Here is a 2,123-nt window from a genome sequence, read left to right as displayed (position 1 = left end):
CCCCCCCTATTAATTAAGTGTAATTTTACACTATAACACAGGTTGTCACAACCAGTTAAGCAAATAATCATATCCCAACCCTCTAAATTGAGATCGTTGAAGTATTCAACGAAAGACAGTTAGGATACTCGTTTTTGTCTATAATAGCTATAAAAAAGCCTGCTCTCATCTAACTAGAGAGAGCAGGCTTTTACCAAACCGTTATTTTATAATCGTTACAGGAACATCCGCTTCTTTCGCTACCTTTTCACTTATACTTCCCAGCATAAACTTCTTGATTCCGCTGACCCCACGGCTGCCAATGACAATAACATCTGCATCGTTGGCAGAAGCATACTTGCATATCCGTTTGACCGGTTCTCCCTTCAGGACTTCATAGAATACCGAAACGCCTTCTTGGCTTGCACGCTTTTTCGCTTCAGAAAAAATTTCATGATCGCTATGTTTCGCTTTTAAGTCACTGGGGGAAAAATCTATCTCATTGACGTCTCCTTCATAAGCTTTTACATCAGCACCACCGTAGTTCACACTCATATCACTCCCTGATTTCAAGGAATTATGAGGGTCCCTTCTCTCCCCTTTTTCCACGTGAACAACGGCCAGTTGAGCATGGTTGGATTTTGCCAGTCCTATAGCATGTTCAAGCGCTTTCATACTTCCTTCTGATCCATCAAAAGCGGCTACGATCTTGTTATACATCTCATACCATCCCTTTCTTTTTTATTGAGTATCAGGAATTGTTCGTGAACTTATACCTTATTTACCCTTTTTCGATCAGTTTAAGTTCTTTTTTAGCTGGTCTTTATGAATGTTCACTCGCCCGCTATTGTATCTGGCAAAAGAATAAAACCGACCCCAATACGAACACTATAAAAAAGGAGGAAACATTCATGAAGATAGCGATTATCGGTGCCGGTCTTGCAGGTCTTTCCTGTGCATTGACGTTGGAAAAGCACGGGCACTCTGCGGATATATTTGAAAAACAGAGAAGCGTGGGATTCGATTTAACAATCGCAGAGTTGATCACCCCGATTCTCCACAGCCCAATCGACGATTTTATAAAGTTTCTCTCCGAAAGTCATGGAATACATTTAAAACCAACTTCAAACATTCAAAGAATACATGTCCACTCCCCCAATGAAACGGCATACGTTGAAGGAAATTTAGGCTTTATCAATATGCGAGGGAATCATAAGGAAGCTTATGAAAAGCAGTTAGCGGAACAATTAACAGCTAGTCCCATCCACAATCAACACGTTACCCCTAAAGAGATTTCCAAAGACTATACCCACGTGGTAGTAGCAACGGGCGAACCATTGGATACCCAACAATTTCAACCTTTTCATATCGAGTTTAAATCTACATTTGCAGGCGCTGTCGTGAACGGGAATTTTATTCGTAATGAAGTACATGCATGGTTTGACACAGAATTGGCCCCTAAAGGAATGCTGTACCTACTTCCTCACTCGGATTCAGAAGCGACTCTCGTATTAGTCTATCCTCAATACGATGACCAATCGGTTCAGGATAAAAAAAAGTTATGGAAAGAATCAGTAAAACGTGTCTCGCAAACACTCGGTCAGGAATTATCTACCAAAGAAGATCTTTCGATTAGGGATTACGTCGTTGGAAAGTGCGATTACCCACGGATTGGAAATATTTTTTTCGCGGGTAACTGTATGGGCGCAATTAAACCTTTTTTAGGTTTTGGACAGACAGGCTCTATTCTCAGCGGAATTTATGCAGCACAGGATTTATGCGGACTAGGAGATTATGATAAGCTCTGTAAGCCACTCTTCAAAGATTATCAAAATTCACTGAGATATCGAAAGACAATCGAAAAGTTAAGCAACGATCAGCTTGATTTGGTAACAAAGTCTCTCCGAGTAAATGCAGTAGAAAGAGTTTTCACGGGCGAAAACTGGGGGCTATTAAAGGTTCTTAGTCATCTGCTCCGACCATTTAGCTGATAATTTTAATTTATAGTTATTCAATAAATCCCCATACCTTTATTAATCTATAGTGCAGGATTGTGGAAGACCCGATTTGTAGATGATAGGCAGCATGTTTCCTTCACTCGGCGCAGAATTAGGAGGTCCTGGAAATCACTCGCTTTCCGTGGG

The 2,123-nt window shown here is 40.8% G+C and carries 2 protein-coding genes; one reads left to right on the top strand and one right to left on the bottom strand.

All coding sequences use genetic code 11. From position 1 onward, the window contains the following. Positions 1-201: 201 nt before the first annotated feature. Positions 202-699, bottom strand: a complete 498-nt coding sequence (locus LD39_RS19950) for a universal stress protein (RefSeq protein ID WP_035552602.1) — start codon at positions 697-699, stop codon at positions 202-204. A gap of 191 nt (positions 700-890) precedes the next feature. On the opposite strand from LD39_RS19950, the gene LD39_RS19945 reads away from it, so the two are divergent. Further along, a complete protein-coding gene (locus LD39_RS19945; protein ID WP_035552599.1) occupies positions 891-1,970 on the top strand; it encodes an NAD(P)/FAD-dependent oxidoreductase in 1,080 nt (359 codons plus the stop codon). Positions 1,971-2,123: the final 153 nt, after the last annotated feature.

It is taken from the genome of Halobacillus sp. BBL2006 (assembly GCF_000786645.1).
Taxonomy (GTDB): domain Bacteria; phylum Bacillota; class Bacilli; order Bacillales; family Halobacillaceae; genus Halobacillus.
The sequence above is the reverse complement of the archived record's forward strand: the minus strand, read 5'-3'. Positions and strand labels throughout refer to the sequence as shown.

What these genes read in the sequence shown, in the direction of transcription:
- LD39_RS19945 (WP_035552599.1), top strand. Translation starts at nt 891, where the DNA reads ATGAAGATAGCGATTATCGGTGCCGGTCTTGCAGGTCTTTCCTGTGCA.
- LD39_RS19950 (WP_035552602.1), bottom strand. Translation starts at nt 699, where the DNA reads ATGTATAACAAGATCGTAGCCGCTTTTGATGGATCAGAAGGAAGTATG.